Consider the following 18,806-nt stretch of genomic DNA (forward strand, 5'->3'; position numbering starts at 1 on the left):
CTTAGAGTTCGAGAATTTCGTTTATAGCGGTTATAAGTTCTTTGACGTCTTTCATTGTCAAATCGCCCATGTGAGCTATTCTGAAAGTTTTTTCCTTGAGGTCCCCGTAGCCGTTCGAGAGAGTCATTTCTTTTTCACCGAGTTTTTTGTTCAGGTCGGCTATGCTTATGCCTTTCGTATTAGTTATACAGGTCAGAGTTACGGATTCGTAGCCGGGTTGAGGGAATAGAGCGAAGTTCTTTTTCGCCCATTCTCTGACGTAAGTTGCCATTTCGAGATGTCTGGCGAACCGCTTGTCGAGGCCTTCGGCGAAAAATTTGTCTAATTGCATGTTTATGGCGAAAATGTGAGAAATTGTCGGTGTAGAAGGAGTCTGGTTTTTCTCCTGGTACTTTTGGAATTCCACGAAGTCGAAATAATAACCTTTGTTGGTCGCTTTGGCGGATTTTTCGAGAGCTTTTTTGCTGACCGCGGCGACAGCGAGTCCGGGGGGTAGAGCGAAGGCTTTTTGCACACCTGCCAGACATACATCTATTCCGAGTTTGTCGACCTCTATCTTGACGCCGGTCATTGAGGACACAGCGTCCACGCAGAAAGAGATGTCCGGGTACTTTTTCATGACTTCTGCGACTTCGGGCAGTTTATTCATAACTCCCGTCGAAGTCTCGTTGTGCACTATCAAAAGGCAGTCGTATTTCCCGGTAGACAGCATTTTGTCAATTTCCTTCGGGTCGTGTCCGTGTCCCCATTCGACCTCGTATTTGTCCGCATCGACTTTATTGGGGGCAGCCATCTGAAACCACCTTTTTGAAAAAGCGCCGTTGACGCATGCCAGGACGCGTTTGTGAGCGCAGTTTCTTATAGCTCCTTCCATCCATCCGGTCGAGGAACAAGTGCCGAGATATACTTCATTTTCGGTATAAAGAAGTTTTTTTAGTTTCGGTACGACTTCGGCCTGAAGATCTGAATAATCCTTGCTTCTGTGACCGATCATGAAATGCCCCATTTCCTTTAATATGTCATCGGACACCTCGACAGGACCCGGAATGAACAGTTTTTTGTGCTTCACAAAAACCTCCTTTGAGAATTAAAATGCTGAAACCTGAAATAAACCACTTAAAGCCTCGTGAAAGGTTCAAAAAGACGGGAGTATTCGTCCATCGCGAAACGGTCAGTCATACCCGCTATGTAGTCGCATATCACTCTTTTTTCTCCCTCGTTTACGATACGTGACTGATGAAAGGGGGGAAGCTGTTTGGGCTCTTTTAAATAGGATTCAAAGAGCCTTCCAATGAATCTTTTCGCTTTATCCTGCATTTTTACGACTTTGTAGTGCTGGTATAGATTTTCGTAGAGAAAATTCTTTAATACAGTGTTGCCTTTTTTCATGCCGCCTGAAAAGGAGATCAAGGAGTGCGAATTTCTGACATCGTCTACAGATTTAACGCCGCTGGATTCAATATTATTCTCCGAGGTTTTTATGACGTCTTCAATCTGCCTTCCTATGAGCTCGCGGACGGCGGTAGTCCGAAGGAGTTTTTCGTCCAACGCCTTTCCGCCTGATACGGCATTTACAGTGTCTTTCCAAAGATCTATTTCACTGAGTTGAGAAAGATTTATTAATCCGGATTTCAAGCCGTCGTCAATATCGTGATTGTTGTATGCTATTTCATCGGCCGTGTTGACTATTTGCGCTTCCAGAAAAGGATTTTTACCTGGCTGAAAAGCGGAGTCAAAATCGTTTTCGGGACTGTCGTATTCACTGCGGTGTTTTATTATGCCTTCGCGGGTTTCGACAGTCAGATTGAGACCTAAATATTTGTCCGTCCTGAATTCGAGTTTTTCTACGACTCTGAGTCCCTGCCGGTTGTGTTCGAAGCCGCCTTCTTTGGTCATCAGTTCCTTCAGAGCTTCCTCTCCCGCGTGTCCGAACGGAGTGTGGCCAATGTCGTGAGCGAGTGCTATCGCTTCGGTGAGGTCTTCGTTGAGCATTAAAGTCTTTGCGACGGATTTGGCTATCTGAGCGACCTCGAGGGTGTGAGTGAGTCTCGTCCTGTAATAATCACCGACGTGGTTTACGAACACCTGAGTCTTATATTCCATGTGCCTGAATGCCCGGGAATGAATAATCCTGTCTCTGTCGCGCTGAAAGGCTGTTCTGAATTCGCTCTCTTTTTCAGAGTGGTCTCTGCCCAATGAGTTTTTCGAAGTAAAGGCGTATGAAGCCAAAAAATTTTCTTCGAAATTTTCCAAGTCTTTTCTGTGTCTCAACATATTTTAATGGTAGAAGTGCCTTCTCTTGCTGAAAATCATAATCATACCACACTTTTCGGCGCTTTCAAGCACTTTCGAATCCATTTTGGAACCTCCGGGCTGAACAACGGCGTAAACGCCTTTTTCCCTGGCATATTCTATGCTGTCCGGGAAGGGGAAGTAAGCGTCCGAAGCCATGACCGAACCCCGGGCTTTTTCACCCGCTTTTTCGCAGGCCTGAACCACCGAATCTATTCTGCTGACGTTTCCTCCCCCTATACCGACAAGGCGTGAAGATTGGGCGAGTACGACCGCGTTTGATTTGACCGACATAACGGCTTTTTGGGCGAAAACGAGGGATTTGAAAGTCTTTTCGTCGGGTTTCTCGGAGGAAACGGTTTCCCATTGAGAGGTGTCTTCGAAACTGTCCCGGGTCTGATAAAGAAATCCCCCGGAGACGGATTTCACCGAATATCCTTTATCCTGCGTAAAAAGGCTTCCGTTCAATATGATTATTCTTTTTTTCTTTTTAGCAAGAATTTCTTTGGCATCGTCGTCGGCCTCGGGAGCTATTATCATCGTCAGAAAAGGCGTTTTATTTATTACTTCGGCTAAAGAAAGGTCTATTTTCCTGTTCATGGCAAAAATGCCGCCGTAAGCCGAATCCGGATCGGTTTCGTAAGCGTTTTTAAAAGTTTCGGTCAAGTCTTTTCCTTCGGCAAGTCCGCAGAGGCTTTGATGTTTGACGATCGACACTGCGGGCTCTTCAAACTGCCTGACTGCTTTTACGGCGGCTTCGGCGTCGAGTATGTTGTTGTAGGACAATCCTTTGGAAAGCTCGGAAAATGAAATACCCCAGAGAGGATTTTTAAGGAAATAGCCTTCCTGATGCGGATTTTCTCCGTAATTCAGGCGGCCGAACATAGTGAACGGGAAAGAAGATTCTCCTTCAAGATATTCTCCGCCCAGAGTACCCGCTATCAGGGCGTCGTAGTGCGACGTAAGCCTGAAAGCCTTTGCCGCGCATTTCTTTCTGAATATTTCTTCGGTGCCGCCGCTGCTTTTTTCGAACTGATCCAGAAACTCATCATATTGCGCCGGTGATGACAAGACTGTCACCCAGCGGTGATTTTTCGCGGCCGATCTGATAAGGGAAGGGCCTCCGATGTCGATGAATTCGACAGTTTCTTTTTCACTCGCTGCGTTCATGCCTTTTTCAGCAAATGGGTAGAAATTTACTACGACGAGATCTATAGTCTCGAGACCCGCGGCTTCAATTTGTTTCAGGTCTTCGGGATTGTCTCTTCTCGCTAAAATCCCGGCGAACAATACGGGATGGAGAGTCTTGACCCTGCCGCCCAGGATTTCCCCGTAACCGGTCAGGGACCCGGCGTCGGTGACTTCGTAACCTCTTTCTCTGATGAATTTTGCCGTTCCCGACGTCGCTATTATTTTCACTTTTTTAGCCGCCAGAGAGCTCAGTATTTTATCGGCGTCTTTTTTATCCCAAAGAGACATGAGCGCTGTTTTTATCATTTTTCGCCTTTCATTTATCTGCGGAACCTGAAATCATTATGAAGACAGTGTTTAAAACCAGTTGAAGATCCAACCAGGGGCTGACGCTGTTCGAGTATATGAGGTCTAGTAAGATGGTGTCAGAGAAACTCAAGCCTCTTGATTTCAGAACTTGCCATATCCCAGTACACCCCGGTTTTATTGAATACCTTTTCTTGTGCCAGTCATTGTACGCTTCGTATTCGGCAACCAGGCAGGGTCTCGGACCGACGAGGCTCATGTCGTTTTTCAGGACGTTGAAAAACTGCGGTGTCTCGTCGAGGGCCGTGGCTCTGAGGATTTTTCCTATCCAGGTCACCCTTTTCTTGTCGACTATTTTTTTCACGACGGTGTTTTCGTTCGCGATGGATTCTATGTACGCGTTGTCCCTTTTTTTTATTTCGCCGTCTTCAGCCATCCTCATAGTTCTGAATTTGTAGAAATTGAAAATTTTTCCGTCTTTTCCTACCCGCGGCTGGGTTATAATTCCCGGCCCTTTCGATGAAAGCTTTATAAGAGAGATGACGATCAAAAGCAGAGGAAGCGTCGACAGGATGAACATGAGAGATAATATGAAGTCGGCGGTCCTTTTGAAAAATTTATACCAGAAAAAATAAGGCGATTCACCAAGCGAAAAAACAGGGTTGCTGCCGTATCTGTCTGTGTTTATAAGGTCGGCAAGGCGATCGTATTGATATGAAGTGAATTCAACATTTTTGATACAGGGATAAAGGTTCGATATAACTGAAATTGCGGTTTTTGTCGAAGTATTCCTCACGGCGACAAACAGGTCGGTCGGAGAGAATTTGTCTATTATGTCGGCTGCTTTTTCGAGCGTGTAGCCCTCAATCGTATCGTCTGGTCCCTGTCTGCCGTCAAGTGAAAGAGCAGCCACTACTTCGCATCCGTATTCTTTGTTTTTTTTAAGTTCATTCATGCATTCCACGGCGATTTCAGTGTCGCCTACTATGAGGAGCCTTCTCATGTTGAACGGCGCTTTGGACATAAATCTATGAAAAAAAGGATACAAAACAACTCTGACAAGCAGGAATAACGCGAGCGATATCAGAGGCCAGAATATCAGCACCAGTCTGCTGTCAGTGAAATGGTAGTTTAATTTGGTTATGTAATTCAGGAAAGAATAAAATATAGAAGAAACGAGCAGGGCTTTTATGAGATTGACTATGTGCTCAAAACGGCTGGTCAAAACTTGTATTTTGTAAAGACCGAAAAGATGAAATACGAAAATGGCAAGCGTCGAAAAACAGGCGAAGACCGCAATGCTGACTGAAATACGGACATTTCCCAAAAAATAGGAATGAGGCTGGTAAAATTTGGAAAATCTTATCATTTGAGCCGTCACGAAAGACAGATTGAGAACGAGAAGGTCAAGTATCAAAAGATTGTATTTGTACCAAACGGCTCTTTGTCTAAGCATGTTGTTTAAATTTCCCGCAAGTGTTAAATTATTATTCGTTTATTATATCACCGGAGGAAAAATGAAAAAAATACCTTTTCTCGATTTGAAAACTCAATACGACAGTATAAAAGAAGAAATTGACGACGCGGTTTATTCCGTCATAAAAGATACGGCATTTGTCGGCGGTAAATATGTGGAAGATTTCGAAAATAATTTTGCTGTTTACACGAATAGAAAATACGCGACAGGAACTGCTAACGGAACGGCGGCTCTTTTTATGGCTCTGAAAAGCGCGGGTATCGGTAAAGGCGACAAAGTCGTCGTTCCCGCAATGACTTTCGTTGCGACTTCCGAATCCGTGACGTGGTCTGGGGCGGATGTAATTTTCACTGATGTCAGAAAAGACGATCTGCTCATCGATGTAGAAAAGATAGATACGAAGAAAAAATTAAAGGGCGTAATACCTGTTGATCTGTACGGAAAAATGGTCGCGCCTGACGAGTTGACCGGATTCGCTTCGGACAACGGCCTGAAGTTAATTTGGGATTGTTGTCAAAGTCACGGCGCTAAAATTGTCGCCGGCGGTAAAGAATACAAGTCGGGTCAATCAGGGGAATCGGCATGTTTCAGTTTTTATCCCGGAAAGAACCTTGGCGCTTACGGAGACGCCGGAGCTGTGGTCACGAACTCTGATTCCGCCGAATCATTCATAAGAAGCCTGTGCAACCACGGCAGGGAAGGCAAATACAATCATTCGATCGAGGGATTCAACGAAAGACTCGACGGGATGCAGGCGGCTATACTGAACGTTAAGCTCGGATATCTCGATAAATGGAACGAACAAAGAAGACGTGCGGCTCAAACCTATAAAAAGAGACTTGACCCTATCGGAGTGTGGACTCAATCGATGAGGGATGGAGATTTACCGGTTTACCACCTTTTCGTCATACAACACTCAAAGAGGGACGAACTCGCCGGAGAACTTGCAGAAAAAGGAATATCCACGGGAATTCATTATCCGTCGGCCTTGCACCTGTTGAAAGCATACAAACATCTTGGGTACAATGAAGGCGATTTTCCCGTAGCTGAAAATGCGGCGAAAAAAATTCTTTCCCTGCCGATTTATCCTGAACTGAGTGACAACGACATACACCGTGTTTGCGACGAAATTGAAAAGTTCTGTTCCAAAAACGGATTGTGAAATTCTGTGCTAATATTTTTGTTATAAACTTTTTGATTTTGAGGTAAAATACATTTGTGAGATATTTAGCAATTTACTTTTTGTTCTTTACATTGATTTCTCTTGATCTAAACTCTTCAGGTTTCCAGATTTACAGAGAACCCACGCGGGATAAACTTTCATTCATCACTTTTTTCCGGGTAAGCGCAAACGATTTGATTTTTACAAGAGAAGATTCCATTTACAGATCGACATACAGACTTGTCGTCGAAGTATTCGACGAAAAAGGAGAAGTGATCCATGGAGAAATCACCAGGAGAGGATGGACTCTGCAGGATTACTTGAAAACACTTATGCGTTCAGTGACAGATGAATACGTTTTCTCATTCTATGTAAATGATTTCACCAAAGGGAAAATCGGAATAACTTTGTCCGACATCAATTCTTCCGCGAGAATGCAGTATTTTGTGAATCTCGACAAACCCGTCCGCAGTGTAGGCGAGTTGATTCTCATGAAAAACGACACAGTGATTTTCGGAGATTTGCTCGGAATCGGAGAAGAAGTGACGGTTTACGGCTCTTCGACATTTTTACCGTGTTCTTTCTCGTTGAAAAAAAACGGATTCACCGTCGAAACATACGAGGCAGAACAGGTTGAATTTCAAGGTATAGATGTTTTTAAATGCAGTATGAGAATCCCTGCCGACACCGGATTTTATGTAATTTCACTTTATAACGACGAGGACACCTCCTCGAGAACTTTGAGGGTGATAGACAGGATACATACTGACTCCGTGAGAACGGAAAAATTGGTTGAAGAAATGGTCTTTGCCCTGCCGCCTGATGAATTTAGAAGAATTAGATCCAGAAACATAGAGGCGAAAATGAGTTTTCTGATAGATTTCTGGAACGGGCATGATCCGACACCGTCCACCGAAAGAAACGAAGTCATGGAGACTTATTACAGGAGAATCGAATACGCCGACGAAAGATTTGTCGAAGGCGGAAAAGGATGGAAAACGGACAGAGGGAAAATTTACGTCCTGCTCGGATTGCCTGACGAGATTGAAGATTATTCATTTGCCCTTGAAAGCCGGCCCTTTCAGATATGGTATTATTATTCGAGAGGAATGAAATTTACTTTCGTAGACGAGCATTTAATTGGAAATTATAAACTAACAGAACCCAGGGGGTGGCTCGATGTTTGGCGCAGTTATTTTGACTATAATTAGCAGTTTACTTGTATCCGAGGGCGACATAAGATTTTATCTTTCTACATCAAGATATCTCGACAACAAAGGTGCGACTTGGCTTGAAATGTACATAAACGTTCCGTCAAATCCTGCGTTCAACTCAGTAAATCTCGATTTCGAAGTGATTGACAGCAAAGACAGCGTAAGACTTTCAACATCATGGCCTATGGACATTCCCACGACTGAATCAAAATATTCCGCAATTGACAATTTTTCCTTCGACTTGTCGGAAACTTACACAGTGAAAATCACTTTGACAGAACCTTTTGGCAGTAAAGAAGGACGGATTTCTTTCCGCGCGTCACCTTTGGAAGAAAACGCCGTACTGTCGGATATTCTGTTTTCAAACAGCGTCTCAGCTTCATCCGATACCGGCGCACTGATAAAAAACGGTCTTTTGATATATCCTCTGTTCGACAGAGAGATGACTTTAATCAATCCCAAACTCATCGTTTATTATGAAGTTTATCCCGATGAATCCAGCGATTCTGTCAGCGTTGTTTCGTCAGTATCCGACTCAGACGGGAATCAAATATGGAAATACACTTCATTTATAAACGCAGTCGAATCAGACGCTTATGTCGGAAAGGTGATAAATGTTCCCGTGGGAGATTTTAAGGACGGAGAGTACACTTTTAAAATCAATTCCGGCGGATTTGAAAGGACGGAAAGATTTACTGTCATTTGGGAACCTATTGAGACAACACTTGAAATCGGTGAAATGGAAATGTCTGATGTGGCCAAGGAATACTACTTTCAGATTGAAGCTTTGCTCAATGTCAGACAGCTTCAAGTGTTTGAATCGCTCGATGCGGAAGGTAAAAAGAATTTTGCGCAAGTGTTCTGGATTTCAAGAGATCCAAACCCCATGACGCCGATTAATGAAGACCTCGAGTTGTTTGCAGAGAGAATGGACTATGTAGACAATCATTTTTCGAGCGGTTTTGAAGCCGGCTACGAATCGGACAGAGGCAGAATTTACATAAAAAACGGAGGACCGGAAGAAAGGATAATCGTACCGGCGGACGACCATTACGTGCCGAATGAAATCTGGGTTTATTGGAGGTACGGATGGAAATACATTTTTGCAGACATTTCAGGCCACGGGCTTTATGAGCTGATCTATTCCAATGATCCCAACGAAACCAACCATCCTAACTGGGAAAGGTATACGAGTGAGAATCTCGGAGATGTTTGGTGAGAGAAAAAATAATAGTTGTCGGCTCTGGACTCGCCGGACTCTATTTTGCGCTCGAAATCAGCAGAAAATATGACGTCCTCATTCTGACAAAAAAAGAGGGCATTGACGCAAATACAAATTACGCCCAAGGCGGTATTGCTGCTGTCCACGGCAAAGACGACGCTTTTGACATCCATTTCGAAGACACGGTGAGAGTCGGGGAAGGCTTGTGCCGTGAAGATGCGCTCAAAATCATGGTCGAAGAAGGACCTGGCCTTGTCAGAAAACTGTTTTCACTTGGCGTGGAATTTTCCCAGACCGACGGATCTCCGGACCTCTGGCTGGAAGGAGGGCATTCGAGAAGAAGGATCTGGCACGCGAAAGACAGTACCGGGAACGCAATAGAAAAAACGCTGATCTCGCTTGTAAAAAGCGACGAACACATCGAACTCAGGGAAAAAACGATGGTTTTCGACCTTATTATCGAAGAGGGAATATGCAGAGGGGTAAAGGTCCTCGATAATGAGGGAAAAAGACTGAAGGATGAAAGAGCGTGCGCCGTCATGATGGCTTCGGGCGGCATCGGACAGGTGTTTGAGTTCACTACTAATCCGAAAATAGCGACAGGAGACGGCATCGCCATGGCTTTCAGGGCGGGAGCAACGATATGCAACATGGAATTCATTCAGTTTCACCCCACAAGCCTTTACGAAGAAAACAGACCGGACGACATGAAATCTTTTCTTATATCCGAGGCCGTGAGAGGTGAAGGAGCAGTTATCAAGTCCATATCCGGCGATGAGATAATGAAAAATGTTCACAAACTCGGATCCCTGGCTCCAAGAGATGTTGTCGCCAGAGCAATTCAAGCGCACATGTTTGAAACCGGAGATAAACACGTCTTGCTCGACTTTTCGAATATCCCCGGAGAACGTTTTAAATCCAAATTTCCTCTCATTAACTATGAATGCATTAAAAGGAATGTGGACCTGTCAAAAAAAGTTATACCCGTCGTACCGGCGGCTCATTATGTCTGTGGAGGAATAAAAATTGACCTGGACGGCAGAACGGATATTCCGGCCCTGTTCGCGTCAGGTGAGGCGGCTTATTCAGGCGTTCACGGTGCGAACCGACTGGCATCGAATTCACTTCTCGAAGCGCTCGTTTTTTCAAACAGGGCGGCCAAACAGCTGCTTAATGGAAACAACAGCGTTAAGGAACCCGAATCCGGTCCGGTAATGAATTTAACCTGTTCATTGGGCGATAAGGAGGCTGAAGCAGTAAAAACCAAACTTCAGAAAATAATGTGGGAAAACTGCGGCATTGTCCGTCGACAGGAAAAACTTGACGAAGCTCTCGCAGAACTGAACGCGATAAAATCAACTCTTAAACCTGAAGATTCGGTTTTTACAGTGGGTGGGGCCGAACTTACAAATATGTTTATCGTTTCTGAGCTGATAGCATACTCAGCTTCTTTGAGAAAGGAATCAAGAGGCTTGCATTACAGAAAAGATTGGCCGAATGCGAGAGAAATTTTTTCTCGCGACACAGAGTTGTCAATCAGAAAGGAGGAAAAATGGATGTCTCCGTAACGATTAGGAACGAAGAACTCAAAACCGAATACGCTAAGATAAAAGACAAAATGGATTTGAAGATCGACAAACTAAGCCAGTTCGCGGAGGAAATTCATAATGTTAAATTAGTCGTAGATAAAAGCGGCGTAGACACAGTCGCGGAATTGTCACTGCATTCGAGAGGAAAAGATTTTTATTCAAAAGCAAAAACAAAATCTTTGAAAGAAAGTTTTAATTCTGCAGTAAGCAAGATGCAGGTTCAGATGAAAAAGGAATACGGCAAATACACTTCGAGAAGGCATAAGGAAAAAGAAGTCTAAAATATTTTAAATGCTCCGAAGCTCCGGCTCCGGAATTAAAATTCGTAGATCACGTCGGCGTAAAAAATCGCGTCTCTGTAATTTTTTATGTGCGGGTTTCCGGCTACGTATAATTTTAGTGAAGCATCTCCGGTTCCGGCGGAAAATCCTGCTCCGAAGCTGTTTTCGTTTTTTATCTTTTCCTGAATGTTTTCGAAGATAAGACAGTCGAAAAAAGCGAATAAATGACCGTTCTTGCCTGTGATGAAACGGGGTTCGAGTATTAGAAGTGATCCTTTACCTGCTGAAATACTCTCTTTTAAAAAGCCCCTCGGCCCTTTTTCGCCTCCGTACAGTATTCTCAAATCAAGGATGTCGGCGTCGGTCAAAACCGCTTGAGTTTCAGAAAATACACGGAAAGTAAAAGGCTTTCGGGGAAGGAAAAGTTCTGCTGAAAAAAGACAGGTAAAATCGTAATAATTTCTGTTTTGTGAATGTAATCTGCCGTTTTTTATTTCTAAAAGCGCCGCGAATCCGTATACAGGGTTCCTGGGGTAATCTATGCGGTCAAAAAAAGCTCCGGATACGTTCCTGTATGTTTCATAACGGTAGGCGGTCGAAGAAAATTCAACATATTCTGCGCCCGTGAAGAGGCCGAAACTGCCGAGGTTGTAAGTGAACTTCGCCTGGCCCGAGAGCCTGTCTGAAAACTCCTCTCTTCTGACAGACATATATATATCGGCATCTATTGGTTTTGAAAAAAGCCAGTACGTTTTAAGGGTGAATGACCATAGTGTTTTTTTCTCGTCAGGTTTTTCCCAGTTTACTGAAAGGCTGTGTCCCCTGCCTGCAATATTTTTTATGAGAGCGTAGATCTTTCCTCCGGTTGTTTCAGTTTCCGCGAGATAAAAAAATGATCCCGAAACGGAGTTCGATCGCCTCATTTTTAGGGGGATGACCAGAGAAGCATACTCAATCCTTCCTCGTGATTCAAGATAGGGTATTCCGTCTGTTACGACATACCCCAGCCCATCCAATTTTTCGACGGCTTCAAGAATTTTTTCTGAATCGAAGAGGAATTCTGTTTTTGGAAGACCGGTTTCGAGCAGAAGAAAGTTTTCGGAAGTCGAATGACTGCCTGCAAAGACAACTTCCCTCACTGTGACGTAAGGCCCTTCGTCGACTGAAAAAATAACTGAAACGCCTCCTTCTTCGAAGGCGATTTCATCCACTTTCACCGAGGCGTATGGCTTGCCGGACAAAAGATAAAACGAGAGTATTTTTCCGGCGGCTGTCTCTACGTCCTCCATTGCCGATATTTGCGAGATGAGGCTGTCTGGAAAAGAAAAAGCGCCTTCGATCTCAATATTTACGAAGGCGCAACAAGAAAAAAAAACAAGTTAGTTACGTAAAGGAGCATCTTGTCTTACATTTTTTAATTCTATCTCGTGGTTGAATACGAAATACTTGTTGAAAGGAATATCAAGCGCGTCTCCCAAGAGCCTGCAACTGTCTTTGTAGCTGAATCTGATGGCTACGCTGTCGCCAATCTCGCCGCTTCCTCTGCGTCTTATGATTATGCTGTCGGGAGATACGGTTATACCTTTCTCTTTCATGAACTGAACCAATTTTGTTTTGATGACATCATTGTCGTCGTATTTGATCTTTTCGTCGGCTTTCTTTCTGATCTCATATTGACGGATGGGAATTCCGATGAATTGAAAACCAATGTAACCGAGTATTATTAATATTAAAAATGTGAGCAGAATCCATTTTTTTGAATATCCGCTTTTGAAATTCTTTGACGTGTTTTTCATAATAATCAGTAAATCTTTTTAAGTCTCGCAGCTTCCCGCAACTGCTGAACGTTGGCGAGTTTCTGCTGAGCTTGTGTTACGTAAGAACCTGAAGTGGCGTTTGTGAAATATCCGATGGCTACGTCGCAATTGGCTATGCAGTCGTCCCAATCCTGATTGTTCCAAGCCTCTACGGCGGCGGCTTGATACTTTGTGCCGACCAAAACGTTGAGATAGCTGTCAGTAGAATACGAGGACAAAGCTTCCTGTGCGAACTGCATCGCGAGAGAGGTCTGACCGGAATTGTTGAGTAGGCCTATTACTTGTTTGTAGGCTGAAAGACCTCCTCCTTTGCTTATGGCTTCCCTGAAGCGGGAGATGGCTTCGCTGGTTCTTCCGGCGACGGCGAGGAGAGAACCGAATTCCATCAGCCTTTGAAGAGAAGAATCGGACTGTATAAGAATCTCCATGTGTTCGATCGCTTTGCCGTATTCATGCATTCCTTTATAGGCGTCGGCTAACCATGCGTGTATTTCGATTCTGTCGGGATAGGCGATGAGTATCTCTTCGAGAAGGCTTGCCGCGTTTTCGGGACAGCCGGTTCCGACGTAACATTTAGCCATTCTCTGTTTGAGGGCTATTACAATAGCCGGGTCGTCGGTGAAACCGAGAGCGGTTTCGAGGTACGGCAGTGCTTCGGAAAATTTGTCTTGTTTGGTCAAAATATCAGCCAATCCGAGAATGGCTGTCGAATTTGTCGAGTCTATCGTGTAAGCTCTTTTGTACATGTTCTCCGATTCCTCGAAGTTCTCATTTTTGGAAAGATATGATGCGTATTCAATGTAAGTTTCAATTTTATCGGGGAACTCGCTCATCATCGTCTGCCAAATCGAATTTGCCGCGTCCATTGAATCGAGTTCTTCATAGAGGTTGCCGAGACCGACGTAAGCTTCTGTGTAGTCAGTTGAGCATGAAATCGCTTTTTCGTAAAATTCTATGGCTTCGGTCCACAATCTGCTGCGCTGGTAATTTATTGCGAGATTGTAGAATTTTTTACATCCGTATTCATCGTCTGATAAAGAGCCTTCAGAACCATTGAGAACCTGTCCTGTTGTCTGGCACGTTATCACGAAAAACAAAAACAGCGGCAGAAAGCCAGATTTTTTGAATATTTTCACCATTATTCCTCCGAATCTCCTTGGCTTGGAATGATTTGTTGATTTCATTTATATTCCGCGAAATATTGAAGGGTCTGTCGCCTGAATATTTTCGGGGGAATAATCATAGGAAGACTTGGCAATTTTTCTTGTCGTTACCGGAGTCCTGTTGCGGTCAGGAGAGTGCGCTGATATGAAATATTTTCTGTAAGGATCTGAAGTTATATAACTGAAGCCTTCGAGAGAAATCGCGTCTTTTATTTCATTTAAAACGGCAGTGTCTTCTATCACGGCTAAAGTGTCAAAAAGCCAAAGGCTGTTATCTCCTTCTTTTTCTTCGTAAGAGTATGAAGTGAAAGTCAGGTCGTAATCACCCGGAACAAAAGCTATGATTCCGCTGTCTTTGACTGCGAGAAGGTTATCCGGGGTAATATCGTATATGTGAAAGGGGCGGTCTGTTCCTCCGTCACGAAGTGCTATCAGGAAACTTGTGTCCTTGACGCGGAGAATTGCCGAAAGGTCTTCTGTTTCAACGAAAGAAAGGGAGGCGTCCAGAGTGTCAATAATGAGATGCCTGTCGGATGTCCTCAGGTAATATACCCATCTTCTCAGCAGGAATTCTTTGTTTTTAAACAGGATGCTGTCGCTTGATTCGTTGAAAACAAGAGTGTCCTTGATGTAGGACAAATATACGCTTCTGTTTTCGCAGATGACGTAAATTCCGCTGTCATTAACTGTCAGGCGGGCGTCGTATGTCGCAGACGTGAGATTTTCCGACAGGAAAGGGTAATGACCTCTTACCTGATAGAATTTGTCCATTGTCTGTCTGAGGTTTTTCAAAGCGAGTTCAGCTCTTTTGATCTTTCCTGAGGCGTCGGCTTCGGATTCAGTTACGCAAGAAAAGGAACTCAAAAGGAGTACAACCGAAAAACAGCATATAAGACATTTCTTCATGCTACCTCCATATTAATATCAAATATTTTTGGTGGAGCTGACGGGATTCGAACCCGTGGCCTATTGACTGCCAGTCAATCGCGCTAGCCAACTGCGCCACAGCCCCACTTAAAAAGTTATTTTATATGCATCCGGCTTTGTGTCAAGGTTTTTTAAAGTTTTTGACAGAATGTGCGATACTGTTCCGGTTATCAATCCGGTTAAAACACTGAATGCAAACACGAAAGGGAACAGGGAAGACATGATCCCCCCGACTATTATGTCGGCAAAAAACAAAACAATCACGTTGTGAAGACAGCTTGCCGCCACACTCGCGCCAACGGGACCTGACCCCGGTATTTTTACAAAAAAACACATAACGGCGAAACTCGACAGCGAAGCCACACAGACGGCCAAAAAAACCGGAGTCAGCATTGAACCGGAAATAATCCCGGAAGCGGCGATTTTCAGCAAGACAGTAAAAAAAGCCGATGAGAGATTTCCTTTCAGGATAAGGTATAGAATGACGGCATTTCCGAAGCCGATCCTGAAAAAAGTCGGGTTCAAAAAACTCTCCATAACGTGAAGAGCGATTGCTATTGTCGAAAAAACCGATAGTTCAATTATTTTGTCGAGTTTTATTTTCACGGTCAGTATGTAGTTGCGTCAATGTCCGGTTTTTGTCCGGATATGGAGAGCCAGACTCCGTTAGGCAGGCACGCCGAGGATTCCCACGTTCTTTTTATCCATCCGCGTTTTTCGCATATTTTGTTACGGCATGGTGAGGAAAGTATTCTCGCTTTGCCTGATTTGATTTCGATTACTGTCATGCCGATATCACCTTTCACGCTCAAAACAGTGTCAGTTGACATACTGAGTACGTGCCTTTCGCCGGAGGCTGTTTCAACAACAGCGTAAAAAGCGGGCTCCGAAGGTTTGAATTTCAAAACAAGGAAAAGTACCGACAATGCTAAAAAAAAGGTAAAAATTATGTAATCGGCGGGATACGGGTACAATTTGAAGATTTTTTTCATGTCGTCGGGATGTGTGTCAGATGAGAAATCCCGTTTTTCTACCGCATTTTGAGCACTTGCCGTCTGTTATACCTTTTATCGAAGAGTCGAAAAGATATCTTTCAATCCAGAGGTTGCCGCAGTCCGGACAGTAAGAATTCATTTTTTTTCCTACGTTTCCGAAGAAAACGAATTTCAGGCGTTTTTTTGCTTCTTCGTAAAATCTCATCATGTCCTCTTCATCGGTCGGAGGAGTTGTATACTTGTAATTAGGAAAATATTTGGATATGTGATAGGGGATCTCGTCGTCCAGCGAAGCCAGAAATTCCGCCGCTTTTGCTATTTCGTCTGTCGTGTCATTAAAACCTGTTACGACAAGGGTCGTCACTTCTACGTGAACTGAATTTTCTTTGAGAAAGGCTATAGTGTGTAGAACCGAATCGAGGTCGCCTCCGAGTATTTTTCTGTATTTGTCGCTGGAAAATGTCTTGAGATCTATGTTGGCACCGTCAATCAAAGGAGTCAATTCTTTCAAAGGTTCCGGATTTATTACACCGTTCGAGACTATAACATTGTAGCCGCCGTTGTCTCTCACTTCTTTGCCGGCGTCGAGAAGATATTCAAACCACACCAGAGGTTCCGTGTAAGTGTAAGCTATTCCTATGGATCCGTTCTGCTTTGACATTCTGCCGGCCTCCATTGGAGAAAGGTAAACCGTCCGGGCCAGGGTCTGGGATATGGTGTGATTCTGACAGAAAGGGCAGTCGAGATTGCATCCGTTAGGGGCTATAGAGAGAATGTTCGATCCCGGTTTGAAATGATACAGGGGTTTCTTTTCTACCGGGTCAAGAGAAACAGAGACGGTTTTTCCGTAACCAAGGTTGTAAAGAGTTCCTTCAATATTACCTCTTATTTTGCATAGTCCGGTTTTACCCTGTTCTATGACGCAGTTGTGAAAACAAAGCAGGCACTTCACTGCGCCGCTGTCCAGTTTTTCGAAAAATTCCGCTTTTTTTTTCGTTTTCAATCCAATGTCCCGTGTTCGGTTTTCCACTCTATAACGTATTCTTCAAAGCCCGAAGACGACAGGAATTCAAGACCTTCATCCGTTTCTATTGCAAGAAGGAAATCTGCGCCGGTTGCATCGGCGATTATTCTGCTGGTTTGAGGAGGCAGTATCATGAAGGCCGTCGATAGCGCGTCCGCTTCTTCAGCCTTTTCGCATATTACGGTTGCGCTTACAATACCCCGGGAAGGCATAAGATTTGACGGGTCGAGAATGTGATGATACCTGACGCCGTTTTTGATTATGAATCTCTGATAATCCCCGGAAGTGCATACTGATTTTCCGTTGAGGTTTATTACTGCAATTAGTTCACCGGGGCTCCGGGGATGCTGAATCCCGATTTTCCATATTTTTCCGTCTTCGCGGTATCCTCTGACGGCTATGTCTCCTCCGGCTTCAATCAGTACGCCGAAAACGCCCAGGGATTCGCAAATGTCGGCGGTCGTTTGAACAGCCAATCCTTTTGCAATTCCGCCTAGATCCGGAGTTCTCCACGGAGTACAACCCAGTCTGCCGTTCTCAATAACCGGAAATGCCGTATTTCTGATTCCGATTATGGATTCGAGCAAAGATGAATCTGGCAGTGTTAAAGTTTCCTCTGAAAAATCGCCCCACAGACGCATGACGTCTCCTAAAGTGGGATCGAACGCGCCTTCTGTTATGTCCATCAGGGTGCATGATTTTTCCCACAGGTAAAAAGAATAAGGATTGAGAGGGGAATCCGTCAGAAAAATGTTTTCCGGTCCAAAAAGCGAGTCGAAATATGAAAGATTTTCAGAGGAGATTTTCAGGCATTTTTCCAGAGTGTCTCTGTCCGGTCCTGTGACAATTATTTTCACTTTAGTGTCCATGCAAAAAAAAGACGTCTCTTCCCTGAAGATTGTAACTTCTTTTTTGGAGCATGAAAGCGACGGAATCATAATTGCTAATGAAAACAAAATTTTTACTCTCACGCCAACCCGCTTATCTTGGCTATAAAATTTCTGTGTGCCATAAAAAGCTCTTCAATTATATGGGCGGGCACTGTTTCGCCTTTTCCGATTCCCGGACATGTGAGATTTTGAAAAGCGGATTCGTCCCTCAGAAGGGTGGACCAAAAAGGGAAAGTCCTGCACTGTATGGGTCTAACCGGATATATGATGCATTTGTTTCCTTTTAAAAATCTGCATTTTGACGGATGTTCGTCATTTATAATCATGTGTCCTTCATTGTCTTTTGTGAGACATTCTTTCCTGAAATTTTCTTCAAGCATACCCATAAAAAAAGAAACGGCAGTGATCTCCTCGTCAGTCAGATATACCGCTCCGCCCTCGACGTCACAACAAGCCCCGCATTTCTGACATTCAAACCTGATGCCGTCTTCAAAAAAACTCTTTGACATTAAGTGGTTTTCCTTTTACTTATTAATGCTTTTCGGCAAAAACAATACAGCAGATTATGAGATTATATGACAAAAAAACAAATCAGCGCCATATTTTTTGATTTCGACGGAACTCTGGCCGACACAATATGGATTTGGGAATCAATAGACGAGAAGTTTTTGGGAGCACACGGGATTGAAGTGCCCGCAGATCTTAAGTCGAGGATTGAGGGCATGTCGTTTGAAAACACGGCTCTGTATTTTAAAAAGAACTTCGGTATAAAACTCACTCCTGAGGAAATAGTCGCAGAATGGTTCGATATAGCCAAAAAGCCCTACGAAGAAGATGTTAATCTTATAAAAGGAGCAAAGGAAACTTTGCTCGAGCTGAAAGAAAATGGAATGAGGCTCTTTCTGCAGACGTCAAACAAAGAGGAACTCGTTATGCCGGTTCTTGAAAAATACGGAATTAATGATTTCTTCGACGGGATGTTTTTTTGTCAGCACAAAGATTCTCCCCTCACTTATTCCATTATTCTGGAAAAAACAGCCGGCGGTAAAAGAGCGATGATGATTGACGATGCCTGTACTGCACTCGAAGCGGCTAAAAAATCGGGTATGATTACCGTAGATGTTCTGATACATAAGTCGGATAAAGAGAAAGAAGACGAGAGAAGTCACGCTTTCATAGATTATTTTGTTGAAGAAACGCTCGAAGAAATACCTGATATCCTGAGAATTTATTGAAAAAAAAAGAGCGGTTTTAAA

19 protein-coding genes and 1 tRNA gene are annotated in these 18,806 nt (G+C 43.9%); 6 read left to right on the forward strand and 14 right to left on the reverse strand.

Annotated features, from left to right (window positions below):
- Position 1: 1 nt before the first annotated feature.
- From JXL83_05665 to JXL83_05680, 4 genes are all read right to left on the reverse strand, one after another.
- Positions 2-1,006 carry an alanine--glyoxylate aminotransferase family protein gene (locus JXL83_05665; GenBank protein ID MBN2363599.1) on the reverse strand — a complete coding sequence of 335 codons (1,005 nt, stop codon included), beginning with the start codon at positions 1,004-1,006 and terminating at the stop codon, positions 2-4.
- Positions 1,007-1,116: 110 nt separating this feature from the next.
- Entirely contained in the window at positions 1,117-2,274 is a 1,158-nt protein-coding gene (locus tag JXL83_05670) for a deoxyguanosinetriphosphate triphosphohydrolase (GenBank protein ID MBN2363600.1), read from the reverse strand.
- Between the two features lie 3 nt (positions 2,275-2,277).
- Positions 2,278-3,789: a bifunctional phosphoribosylaminoimidazolecarboxamide formyltransferase/IMP cyclohydrolase gene (gene purH / locus JXL83_05675; protein ID MBN2363601.1), complete on the reverse strand. Its 1,512-nt coding sequence runs from the start codon at positions 3,787-3,789 to the stop codon at positions 2,278-2,280.
- A gap of 10 nt (positions 3,790-3,799) precedes the next feature.
- Positions 3,800-5,245: an exopolysaccharide biosynthesis polyprenyl glycosylphosphotransferase gene (locus JXL83_05680; GenBank protein MBN2363602.1), complete on the reverse strand. Its 1,446-nt coding sequence runs from the start codon at positions 5,243-5,245 to the stop codon at positions 3,800-3,802.
- 61 nt (positions 5,246-5,306) lie between these two features.
- On the opposite strand from JXL83_05680, the gene JXL83_05685 reads away from it, so the two are divergent.
- The 5 genes from JXL83_05685 (at position 5,307) to JXL83_05705 (ending at position 10,734) form a co-directional block, all read left to right on the forward strand.
- Positions 5,307-6,428 (forward strand): DegT/DnrJ/EryC1/StrS family aminotransferase, encoded by a 1,122-nt coding sequence (locus JXL83_05685; protein MBN2363603.1) that lies wholly within the window; start codon positions 5,307-5,309, stop codon positions 6,426-6,428.
- Positions 6,429-6,919: 491 nt separating this feature from the next.
- The gene (locus tag JXL83_05690; GenBank protein MBN2363604.1) at positions 6,920-7,639 is read left to right on the forward strand and encodes a GWxTD domain-containing protein; all 720 of its coding nucleotides are present in this window, start codon (positions 6,920-6,922) and stop codon (positions 7,637-7,639) included.
- Positions 7,608-8,861, forward strand: coding sequence for a GWxTD domain-containing protein (locus tag JXL83_05695; protein ID MBN2363605.1), 1,254 nt, complete (start codon positions 7,608-7,610; stop codon positions 8,859-8,861). The genes JXL83_05690 and JXL83_05695 overlap by 32 nt, the downstream gene beginning before the upstream one ends.
- On the forward strand, positions 8,855-10,432 hold the full coding sequence (gene nadB / locus JXL83_05700) for an L-aspartate oxidase (protein ID MBN2363606.1): 1,578 nt from the start codon (positions 8,855-8,857) through the stop codon (positions 10,430-10,432). Before JXL83_05695 ends, nadB begins: the two co-directional genes overlap by 7 nt.
- A complete protein-coding gene (locus JXL83_05705) occupies positions 10,417-10,734 on the forward strand; it encodes an HPF/RaiA family ribosome-associated protein (protein MBN2363607.1) in 318 nt (105 codons plus the stop codon). The genes nadB and JXL83_05705 overlap by 16 nt, the downstream gene beginning before the upstream one ends.
- A gap of 35 nt (positions 10,735-10,769) precedes the next feature.
- Here the strand turns inward: JXL83_05705 and JXL83_05710 are convergent, their stop codons facing one another.
- From JXL83_05710 to JXL83_05755, 10 genes are all read right to left on the reverse strand, one after another.
- On the reverse strand, positions 10,770-12,023 hold the full coding sequence (locus JXL83_05710; protein ID MBN2363608.1) for a hypothetical protein: 1,254 nt from the start codon (positions 12,021-12,023) through the stop codon (positions 10,770-10,772).
- 90 nt (positions 12,024-12,113) lie between these two features.
- Positions 12,114-12,530, reverse strand: coding sequence for a hypothetical protein (locus tag JXL83_05715; protein ID MBN2363609.1), 417 nt, complete (start codon positions 12,528-12,530; stop codon positions 12,114-12,116).
- Between the two features lie 5 nt (positions 12,531-12,535).
- Positions 12,536-13,690: a tetratricopeptide repeat protein gene (locus JXL83_05720; GenBank protein ID MBN2363610.1), complete on the reverse strand. Its 1,155-nt coding sequence runs from the start codon at positions 13,688-13,690 to the stop codon at positions 12,536-12,538.
- A 45-nt stretch (positions 13,691-13,735) separates the two neighbouring features.
- Positions 13,736-14,620 (reverse strand): hypothetical protein, encoded by an 885-nt coding sequence (locus JXL83_05725; protein MBN2363611.1) that lies wholly within the window; start codon positions 14,618-14,620, stop codon positions 13,736-13,738.
- Between the two features lie 29 nt (positions 14,621-14,649).
- A tRNA-Ala gene (locus JXL83_05730) sits at positions 14,650-14,726 on the reverse strand.
- Between the two features lie 2 nt (positions 14,727-14,728).
- Positions 14,729-15,247 (reverse strand): Gx transporter family protein, encoded by a 519-nt coding sequence (locus tag JXL83_05735; protein ID MBN2363612.1) that lies wholly within the window; start codon positions 15,245-15,247, stop codon positions 14,729-14,731.
- Between the two features lie 2 nt (positions 15,248-15,249).
- Positions 15,250-15,633, reverse strand: coding sequence for a NusG domain II-containing protein (locus JXL83_05740; GenBank protein MBN2363613.1), 384 nt, complete (start codon positions 15,631-15,633; stop codon positions 15,250-15,252).
- 16 nt (positions 15,634-15,649) lie between these two features.
- The gene (amrS, locus tag JXL83_05745) at positions 15,650-16,639 is read right to left on the reverse strand and encodes an AmmeMemoRadiSam system radical SAM enzyme (protein MBN2363614.1); all 990 of its coding nucleotides are present in this window, start codon (positions 16,637-16,639) and stop codon (positions 15,650-15,652) included.
- Positions 16,636-17,631: an FAD:protein FMN transferase gene (locus JXL83_05750; protein MBN2363615.1), complete on the reverse strand. Its 996-nt coding sequence runs from the start codon at positions 17,629-17,631 to the stop codon at positions 16,636-16,638. The genes amrS and JXL83_05750 overlap by 4 nt, the downstream gene beginning before the upstream one ends.
- Positions 17,628-18,059: a YkgJ family cysteine cluster protein gene (locus JXL83_05755; GenBank protein MBN2363616.1), complete on the reverse strand. Its 432-nt coding sequence runs from the start codon at positions 18,057-18,059 to the stop codon at positions 17,628-17,630. The genes JXL83_05750 and JXL83_05755 overlap by 4 nt, the downstream gene beginning before the upstream one ends.
- Before the next feature lie 66 nt (positions 18,060-18,125).
- Between JXL83_05755 and JXL83_05760 the strand changes: the two genes are divergently transcribed.
- Entirely contained in the window at positions 18,126-18,785 is a 660-nt protein-coding gene (locus JXL83_05760) for an HAD family hydrolase (protein MBN2363617.1), read from the forward strand.
- The last annotated feature ends 21 nt before the right edge of the window (positions 18,786-18,806 follow it).

The sequence above is a fragment of the candidate division WOR-3 bacterium genome, assembly GCA_016934535.1.
Lineage (GTDB): Bacteria > SDB-A > SDB-A > SDB-A > SDB-A > JAFGIG01.

Coding starts and splice junctions, on each gene's coding strand:
- JXL83_05695 (MBN2363605.1), top strand. CDS start 7,608: ATGTTTGGCGCAGTTATTTTGACTATAATTAGCAGTTTACTTGTATCC.
- JXL83_05710 (MBN2363608.1), bottom strand. CDS start 12,023: ATGGAGGACGTAGAGACAGCCGCCGGAAAAATACTCTCGTTTTATCTT.
- JXL83_05740 (MBN2363613.1), bottom strand. CDS start 15,633: ATGAAAAAAATCTTCAAATTGTACCCGTATCCCGCCGATTACATAATT.
- JXL83_05725 (MBN2363611.1), bottom strand. CDS start 14,620: ATGAAGAAATGTCTTATATGCTGTTTTTCGGTTGTACTCCTTTTGAGT.
- purH (MBN2363601.1), bottom strand. CDS start 3,789: ATGATAAAAACAGCGCTCATGTCTCTTTGGGATAAAAAAGACGCCGAT.
- JXL83_05670 (MBN2363600.1), bottom strand. CDS start 2,274: ATGTTGAGACACAGAAAAGACTTGGAAAATTTCGAAGAAAATTTTTTG.
- JXL83_05665 (MBN2363599.1), bottom strand. CDS start 1,006: ATGGGGCATTTCATGATCGGTCACAGAAGCAAGGATTATTCAGATCTT.
- JXL83_05755 (MBN2363616.1), bottom strand. CDS start 18,059: ATGTCAAAGAGTTTTTTTGAAGACGGCATCAGGTTTGAATGTCAGAAA.
- JXL83_05720 (MBN2363610.1), bottom strand. CDS start 13,690: ATGGTGAAAATATTCAAAAAATCTGGCTTTCTGCCGCTGTTTTTGTTT.
- JXL83_05680 (MBN2363602.1), bottom strand. CDS start 5,245: ATGCTTAGACAAAGAGCCGTTTGGTACAAATACAATCTTTTGATACTT.
- JXL83_05705 (MBN2363607.1), top strand. CDS start 10,417: ATGGATGTCTCCGTAACGATTAGGAACGAAGAACTCAAAACCGAATAC.
- JXL83_05760 (MBN2363617.1), top strand. CDS start 18,126: ATGACAAAAAAACAAATCAGCGCCATATTTTTTGATTTCGACGGAACT.
- JXL83_05690 (MBN2363604.1), top strand. CDS start 6,920: ATGAAAAACGACACAGTGATTTTCGGAGATTTGCTCGGAATCGGAGAA.
- JXL83_05715 (MBN2363609.1), bottom strand. CDS start 12,530: ATGAAAAACACGTCAAAGAATTTCAAAAGCGGATATTCAAAAAAATGG.
- JXL83_05685 (MBN2363603.1), top strand. CDS start 5,307: ATGAAAAAAATACCTTTTCTCGATTTGAAAACTCAATACGACAGTATA.